The sequence below is a fragment of the Paenibacillus sp. FSL R7-277 genome (assembly GCF_000517965.1).
Lineage (GTDB): Bacteria > Bacillota > Bacilli > Paenibacillales > Paenibacillaceae > Paenibacillus_AQ > Paenibacillus_AQ silagei.
Window position 1 is genome coordinate 67,699 of record NZ_ASPX01000107.1, and the last position, 8,011, is coordinate 75,709.

Sequence of the window (8,011 nt, forward strand, 5' to 3'; positions counted from 1 at the left end):
GTTGATTCTCTAAGGAAAGGATCTGAATCCATGAATAGTCCGATTTGATTGATCCGGTAATAGAGGCAGGAGTAAGCATGAATTTATAGATGAAGGGATATGTGCAATGAATAAAGCAACGGACCATAAGCTTCAGAGTGAAGTCGACAAACGCAGAACCTTTGCGATTATTTCCCACCCGGATGCGGGTAAAACTACACTGACAGAGAAACTGCTGCTCTTCGGAGGTGCCATCCGTCTGGCAGGTACAGTCAAAGCCCGTAAGGCAAGCAAGCATGCCACCAGTGACTGGATGGAAATTGAGAAGCAGCGCGGAATCTCGGTTACGTCCTCTGTGATGCAGTTTGATTACCTGGACCACCGGGTGAACATTCTGGATACTCCGGGTCACCAGGATTTCAGTGAAGACACCTATCGTACGCTAACTGCGGCTGATAGCGCGGTCATGCTGATCGACGTAGCCAAGGGTGTGGAGACACAGACCATCAAGCTGTTCCAGGTCTGCGCGAAGCGCGGCATTCCGATCTTCACCTTCATTAATAAGCTGGACCGTGAAGGCCGCAGCCCGTTTGATCTGATGGAGGAGCTGGAGAATGTGCTGGGCATCCGCTCGGTGCCGATGAACTGGCCGATTGGGATGGGCCGAGAGCTGTGTGGCGTCTATGACCGGATGAAGAATCAGGTCGAGCTGTTCCAGGGCGATGATCATTCCGTAATTAAAGTACAGAAGGTGGAGAGCTACCGCGACCCGATTATCCGTGAGATGGCGGGGGAGTATCTGCATGATCAGCTATGCGCGGATCTGGAGCTGCTGGATGTAGCGGGCGATCCTTTTGACTATGAGAAGGTGCTGCGCGGAGAGATTACTCCGGTATTCTTCGGCAGTGCTATCAACAACTTCGGTGTGCAGACGTTCCTGGATAATTTCCTGGAGCTTGCGCCGAAGCCTGAACCACGCCGCAGTACAGCGGGCTCTGTAGAACCGACGAATGAGAAATTCACCGGCTATGTATTCAAAATTCAGGCGAACATGAATCCTGCACACCGTGACCGTATCGCTTTCCTACGTATCGTGTCCGGCAAGTTTGCGCGCGGAATGAGTGTGAAGCATGTACGTGCCGGCAAAGACATCAAGCTGTCCCAGCCGCAGCAGTTCCTTGCCCAGGACCGGGACATTGTTGAAGAGGCGTATCCGGGGGATATTATTGGTCTGTTCGACCCGGGCATCTTCCGGATTGGCGACACACTAAGTCAGGCCGGAGATATCGAATTCGATGAGCTGCCGACCTTCTCGCCGGAGATTTTCTCCAAAGTCACCATCAAGAATGCACTGAAGTCGAAGCAATTCCAGAAGGGGATCGACCAGCTGACCGAAGAGGGTATGATCCAGGTGTTCCGTACCGTCAACTTCGATGATATTCTGCTGGGTGTAGTCGGACAGTTGCAGTTCGAGGTGTTCGAATACCGCATGAAGGGTGAGTATGGCGTGGATGTGCAGCTTCAGCGCATGAGCTACCAGTTCGCACGCTGGATTGTGGATGAGAACAAGCCGGATGCCAGCAAGTTCCGGATCAACTCCACTCTGGTTACGGACAAGAAGGGAAATTACGTAGTGCTGTTCGAGAACGAATACGCTATGCGGACCGCGATGGAGAAGAATCCGACCGCGAAGTTCCTGGAGACTGCACCTTGATGGGTGTAATAGAAGTAAGATGAGCAGTTAAGCATATGTACGATTAGGCTATAAAAAACCTCCGGCTCCACCTGTGCAGCAGCACGGTGGGGTGCGGAGGTTTTTGACGGAATGGGCCTCCTCTAGGAGGTGATGGACCCTGGGGTAAGCTTGTCCAGATGTCTGTGCAGCATAGAGAGAACCCGGTCCTGCTTCGCAGGGTCGAGGTCCTTCCAGATCATCTCAAAGACGACACCCAGTCCGGGAAGCGCGGCTTCCGGCCCGTCCACGGAATTCTCAATAACCTCCCGCAGACCTTCTTCGGACTGGCCGTGCACCTTGTGAATGATGGCCTGGCGCAAATCAAGGGTGACTGGCATAATCGGCCTCCTTAAAGTTTTGTGAGCATCTGCTTCCTGAATCAGCATCGCAAAACTGACTTCGAAAGCAGGGGCTTAGACAGGTAAGCAGCCTTCTTATAAGGTGCCCTGCGGGAGCGCTGAACATTCAAGTTTATAACGGCTTATGCTATACTGTGTGAGATGTATTATATGGGCGGGAGGGACAAGGCTTAATGGCAAAAAAACAGTATGCGATCATCGGTATGGGCCGCTTCGGCTCAAGTGTGGCCAAGGCGCTCAGCGGGATGGGCTATGAGGTGCTGGCCATTGATGCGGATGAACAACGCACCCAGGAAATCTCCAATATTGTGACCCATGCCGTATCTGCAGACTCCACGGATGAAGAGGCGCTGCGTGCGCTTGGCATCCGTAACTTCGATGTGGTGGTAGTCGCCATCGGGGAAGATATCCAGGCCAGCATTCTGACAACGCTGATCTTGAAGGATCTGGGCGTACCTGCCATTATCGCCAAAGCCAAAAGTGAGCTGCACGGCAAGGTGCTGGGTAAGATCGGAGCAGATAAGGTGATCTACCCGGAGCGGGACATGGGGATGCGGGTGGCGCATCATCTCGCTTCTCCGAACATCCTCGATTACATCGAGCTGTCACCGGAGTACAGCATTCTCGACATGAAGGTCTCAGGACCGATGCTGGGCAAGAACCTGCAGGAGCTTGACATACGCGCCAAATATGGGTGCAATGTTATGGCGATCCGTCAGGGCGAGGAAATGAATATCTCCCCCAGAGCGGAGGACCGCCTGACCGATGGAGATGTCCTTGTCATTGTCGGACGGAAGGATAATCTGACGAAGCTGGAAATGGCTTATCAATAGGAATCTGTAAGCATCAGAAAGGTAGGACCCTATGGAAATTATGTCGCCGCAGAACACGCGGGTGAAGGAATGGGCCGGACTGCAGGAGAAGAAGCACCGTGACCGGTCGGGTAAATATATCGTGGAAGGCATTCATCTGGTGCAGGAGGCGCTGCAGGCGGAAGCGGATGTGGAATGCCTAGCGTACGACCTCGATAAAGGTATGCCGTCTGAGTTGAAGCCGCTGCTACAGGCCGTACAGGGCATGGAGGTCATCGGTGTGTCGGCGGCGGTGGTTGCCAAGTGCAGCAGCACAGGCACACCGCAGCCGGTGTTCGCCATTGTGCGGAAGGAGCAGAAGGGGATAGAGGCCATTCTGGCGAAGCCGGACAGCCTGGTTGTGGTGCTGGACGGGGTCCAGGACCCCGGCAATGTAGGCACTATCATCCGCAGCGCGGATGCGGCGGGCGCGGACGGCGTGATCCTCGGCCAGGGCTGCGCCGACCTCTTCAATCCCAAGACCATCCGGTCCACGATGGGCTCGATGTTCCATCTCCCGGTAGTGGAGGGCGAGCTCGGCACGATTCTGCCACAGGCACGGGAGCGTGGTGCGCTGCTGGTCAGCACCTCGCTGACGGCGGAGGATTCCTGCTACACCCATGATTTTCACGGCAGCCAGTGGCTGCTGATCGGTAGCGAGGGTCAAGGCATCTCGCCCGAGACAGCCCGTCTAGTCGACAAAAGCATCCTCATCCCGATGGCCGGCCGCGCCGAATCGCTGAATGCGGCAATGGCCGCAACAATCCTGCTGTTTGAGGGAATGCGGCAGCGGGGGAATTATCTTAACCAACCTTTATAGCTTTCACAACAGAGTCAGTCCCGGTGTGTCTGAATAAGACGTAATGCATCCGGGGCTTTTTTGTATTCTTTTTCTGCTTCAATATTATAATTAGGAGTGATGAATATGGGGATTATTGTGGCGATTGGCGGAGGGGAAATTAGCGAATTGGAGACTTTGGCCATCGATCAAACGATTGTAGATCTAACGAATAAAAGGAATCCCAAAGCGCTGTTCATTCCTACAGCCAGCATGGATGCGGAAGGGTATTGTGACTCTTTTCAGCTAGTATACGGTGACCGGTTAGGGTGTGAGATCAAGCATTTGCTGCTGACGAGAAATACATATGCACCAGAAGAAATAGAAGATATGATCTTATCCGCCGATTTAATCTATGTGGGTGGCGGTAATACACGGAAGATGCTGGGAATCTGGCGGGAGTATGGTGTGGATACTTTGCTGAAGCAGGCGTACGCCTCGGGGGTTGTGTTGTCAGGAATGAGTGCGGGTTCGATCTGCTGGTACGAATACGGTCATAGTGACTCAGAGGCGTTCGATACTACGGGGAAATGGATCTATATCAAATTGCAGGCGATGGGGATATTACCTGGGATTCACTGTCCTCATTATAATGAAGACAACCGCGAAGCAGATTTCTTGGAAATGGTTAAGGGAATGGATACAACAGGCATAGCCATTGAGAATCATTGCGCCATTATTTATAAAGATGATGGGTATAAAGTGATCTCCTCCAGAGAACAGGCCAAGGTCTATAAGATACAAGAGATCAATCAGCAGATGATCGTGACCGAGATTGAGAAGCACGCTGAATATAATGAGATAGCGAATATGTGATATGTGAATAAAAGCCCGCACTCCGCCCATCAGGCCAGGGTGTGGGCTTTTGATTGTTCAGAGGACATCTTGTCTGTTTTCGTTTTCAGTGTAGATGGAGATTAGCACAATCGCGGTGTCTTCCCCGGTATTTTTGACGGAATGGGGGGTGCAGGCATTCCAGCTAAAGGAATCACCCTCGGTAAATTCAGCTCCGTCTTCCCCTTGCTGCGCATAGATGGTCCCTTTAATGACGACATGGACCTCCTGTCCTTCATGCGCATGGGGGGCATCCCCAATCATGGCACCGGGAGGGAACTCGACGATCGACATGCGTACGTTCTGGGTGGAGCTGAGGTGTTCGACTTTTAGCTCAGCTGCGCCGCTGGTGGTGATTCTCCGTTCATCCTTGCGGACAATCTGCATGCGCTCTTCTTTTTTTAGCAGCAAATAAGCAAGCGGCACCTTCAGAGCCTGGGCGATATTCTCCAGTGTAGCGATGGAAGGTGATGTCTTATTGGTTTCGACCTGGCTCATGAAGCCCTGGGAGAGGCCGGTAGTGTCGCATATTTGCGCGATGGTGATATTTTTACGCTTGCGGATTGCCCGTATTGTAGCGCCGATATCCATGGGATCACACCTTCATAATATTTGTAATACTAAACTTATTTTCATATTAACAATTTTATTATTGACAAGTCAATGTGTACTGCGATAAATTACTTATATAGAAAATATATTATTATAACTAATATTCAAGCGAGGATCTTCAGTATGGAGGAAAATAAGATGGACCCTAAGTATTCATATGATATTCACTTACCGGATGGGCTTGAGCAGGGCAGGAAATACCCGGTGATCTTTACTTTTCACGGCAAAGGCTCTAATGAGCGCAATATGTTTGGTCTGGTGGCCCCGCTGGCTAAGGAGTTCATTATTATCGGGGTTCGCGGGAATCTGCCACTGGGTATTGGGTATCAATATTATGATTTGAAAAGCCTGGGCAACCCCATCCGCGGGATGTTTGACCAAGCTGTCGGCGATCTTGAGGCTTTCATTCACTATGCAACGCAGCAGTATCCGGTCGATCCGGACAAACGTTATTTGCTCGGCTTCAGCCAAGGAGCCATTCTGTCTATGACGCTTGCGCTTACGATGGGGGATCAGCTGAAGGGGATTGTAGCACTGAATGGATATATTCCTGAATTTGTGAAAATGGAGTATAGCCTCCGTAGCCTTAAGAACGTGTCTGTCTTCGCTTCGCATGGTGAATACGATTCGGTGTTCCCGGTGAGCATTGGACATGAGACTGCCGCCTATCTGAAGGGGCAAACCGAACGGTTGACCTTCAGACTCTATCCGTCCGACCATGGCGTAACTGAAGAGAACCAGCGTGATTTCTTGCAATGGCTCAAGCAGGATGCCGGATTAACCATTAATAAGGAGTGATTGACTATGATGCCTTCCTATTTTTTTGCACACGGAGCTCCATCTATCGTTCTTGAAGATAATGCCTACACCAAGCTGTTAAAAGAGTTCAAGGACCATATGCCCAAACCGAAAGCCATCGTTCTCTTCTCAGCGCATTGGGAGGAACCCGTGCAGTCCGTGGGCGCGGCGGCAACGTATGATACCATTTACGACTTTGGCGGATTCCAGGACGAGCTGTACCAGATGACGTATCCCGCACATGGTGATCCGGCTCTCGTGGAGCAGATTCAGAAGCTTTTGACCGCGGGTGGTGTGAAGAATGTCAGGGATGAACAAAGAGGGCTCGACCACGGCGCATGGGCTGTGCTGAAGCTCCTCTACCCCGAAGCGGATATTCCGGTTGTGGCGATGTCTGTGAATCGTGATCTGCCTAATGCGCAGCAGTATGAGATCGGCAAGGCGCTGGCGGCGCTGCGTGAACAGGATGTGCTTATCATCGCCAGCGGGGGAACCGTTCATAATCTGCGGAGGTTGAACTGGAATTCGGATGAGATCAACGGGTGGGCCGAGCAGTTCGATCATTGGATTCAGGAGAAGGTGGAAGCATGGGATACAGAAGCGCTGTTCCAATACGAGGAGCTTGCTCCTTATGCGGAGATGGCGGTCCCAACGAGTGAGCACTTTATTCCGCTGTTCATCGCTATGGGAGCGGGAGACCCGGGGCGTAATGCGCAGCTGCTTCACCGGAGTTATCAGTATGGTAATCTAAGCTTGAGCTGCTGGCAGTTTAATTAAAATGTGGTGAACTCCGCATGCTCCGCTTCGGCAATCTCCTTGGCATAATTCCGAAATCAGGCATGTGAAGCTGTCGGGGAGGAAGGAATTTCCGGTCCACTTTTCAATACATTCTTGGTAAGGTAGGGGGACTGCTATTCTGAAGAGGTGATAATTATGCAAAAGAAACATTGTGCATTCTGCGATCAGATTGTCCGCATTACAGCAGAGAGTGAGTACGATGAGTATATCGACTGCTCCTGCTCTCCTGGCGGAAGCTACAGCCTGCTTCGAGACAGCTATGAATCGATTCTTGCGCTCTCGTTCCAGCAGAAGCGGGACATGCTGCATCTGATCTCGGGCTATATCCGCGAAAAGACGGATTGTGGCGAGAAGGTGATCCTTGCGTTCAGTGATCTGGAGGATATTGTGAATGCCCCGGGTATTCCGGTAACGGCTGAGAATAAAGGTGAACGGCTGTTGCAGTATCTATATAGGCATTGTAGTGGCCCCGGGGAGCCCGTAGTCATTCATCCCCTGTCTCGCAGCTACAATCTGACGTACTCGCCCAATCTGCAGGAGCTGGTCTATATTATTGACAGGCTGCAAGGTGAGAATTTGTTAGTCCGGGAAGGTATGAACTTCTCTTTGACCCCTATGGGGTGGGAGGAAGCCGTGGCTACCTCAGGAGGCCGGACCTTACAGCAATGCACCGTTCTTCTGCCGGATGATGAGAAGCTGCAGGCGGAGTGGCAGGACAAGCTGTGGGCCAAAATCGAGCAGTTGGGCTATTTCCCCCGTTTGCTTGCCAGCAAGAACGAAGCTGCGAATTCGCTGGAGCCTGTAGCGGACAGCAAGCTGGTTATTGCGGACCTCACAGGCCAGTCATCTGAGGTGTATCTGGCAGCGGGCTATGCGCTTGGGCTGAATATTCCGGTAATCTGGACGGTCAGAAGCGATGAGGCAGATACATTTAGGATCCATCTTCAGGAGATACGTCCTCTGGTTTGGGATACTGCGGAAGAGCTGATGGTATTGCTTCAGCAAGAACTTTTGAAATAATAGTTGCATAGTTGTCTGATCCATGTTATATTATAAAAGTTGCTGGTGACGAGCTAATCGACACTGACAACGAGCTTGATCTTTGAAAACTGAACAACGAGTGAGTATCGGAGATCACTTCGGTGAGATCCAAAAATGAGAATGTAAATTCTCGTCAGATGTTTCAAAATGAGCAATCGCTCTTTCT

Annotated in this window: 9 protein-coding genes; 7 read left to right on the forward strand and 2 right to left on the reverse strand. The window is 51.5% G+C overall.

What is annotated here, in order from left to right; genetic code table 11:
- Positions 1-106 precede the first annotated feature (106 nt).
- Positions 107-1,693 carry a peptide chain release factor 3 gene (locus tag C173_RS27480; protein ID WP_036731158.1) on the forward strand — a complete coding sequence of 529 codons (1,587 nt, stop codon included), beginning with the start codon at positions 107-109 and terminating at the stop codon, positions 1,691-1,693.
- A 122-nt stretch (positions 1,694-1,815) separates the two neighbouring features.
- Here the strand turns inward: C173_RS27480 and C173_RS27485 are convergent, their stop codons facing one another.
- Positions 1,816-2,052: a small acid-soluble spore protein SspI gene (locus tag C173_RS27485; protein WP_036700271.1), complete on the reverse strand. Its 237-nt coding sequence runs from the start codon at positions 2,050-2,052 to the stop codon at positions 1,816-1,818.
- 194 nt (positions 2,053-2,246) lie between these two features.
- Here C173_RS27485 and C173_RS27490 point away from each other — a divergent pair, with 194 nt between their 5' ends.
- From C173_RS27490 to C173_RS27500, 3 genes are all read left to right on the forward strand, one after another.
- Positions 2,247-2,906, forward strand: coding sequence for a potassium channel family protein (locus tag C173_RS27490; protein ID WP_036700269.1), 660 nt, complete (start codon positions 2,247-2,249; stop codon positions 2,904-2,906).
- A gap of 31 nt (positions 2,907-2,937) precedes the next feature.
- Complete coding sequence (locus C173_RS27495; protein ID WP_036731163.1) at positions 2,938-3,744, forward strand: TrmH family RNA methyltransferase; 807 nt, start codon at positions 2,938-2,940, stop codon at positions 3,742-3,744.
- Positions 3,745-3,849: 105 nt separating this feature from the next.
- Positions 3,850-4,578 (forward strand): peptidase E, encoded by a 729-nt coding sequence (locus C173_RS27500; protein WP_036731164.1) that lies wholly within the window; start codon positions 3,850-3,852, stop codon positions 4,576-4,578.
- Between the two features lie 57 nt (positions 4,579-4,635).
- Here the strand turns inward: C173_RS27500 and C173_RS27505 are convergent, their stop codons facing one another.
- Entirely contained in the window at positions 4,636-5,187 is a 552-nt protein-coding gene (locus C173_RS27505; RefSeq protein WP_036731166.1) for a helix-turn-helix domain-containing protein, read from the reverse strand.
- A gap of 159 nt (positions 5,188-5,346) precedes the next feature.
- Between C173_RS27505 and C173_RS27510 the strand changes: the two genes are divergently transcribed.
- From C173_RS27510 to C173_RS27520, 3 genes are all read left to right on the forward strand, one after another.
- Positions 5,347-6,006 (forward strand): alpha/beta hydrolase, encoded by a 660-nt coding sequence (locus C173_RS27510; protein ID WP_036731168.1) that lies wholly within the window; start codon positions 5,347-5,349, stop codon positions 6,004-6,006.
- A gap of 6 nt (positions 6,007-6,012) precedes the next feature.
- Positions 6,013-6,783 carry a dioxygenase family protein gene (locus C173_RS27515; RefSeq protein ID WP_036731169.1) on the forward strand — a complete coding sequence of 257 codons (771 nt, stop codon included), beginning with the start codon at positions 6,013-6,015 and terminating at the stop codon, positions 6,781-6,783.
- 156 nt (positions 6,784-6,939) lie between these two features.
- A complete protein-coding gene (locus C173_RS27520) occupies positions 6,940-7,824 on the forward strand; it encodes a hypothetical protein (RefSeq protein ID WP_036731172.1) in 885 nt (294 codons plus the stop codon).
- The last annotated feature ends 187 nt before the right edge of the window (positions 7,825-8,011 follow it).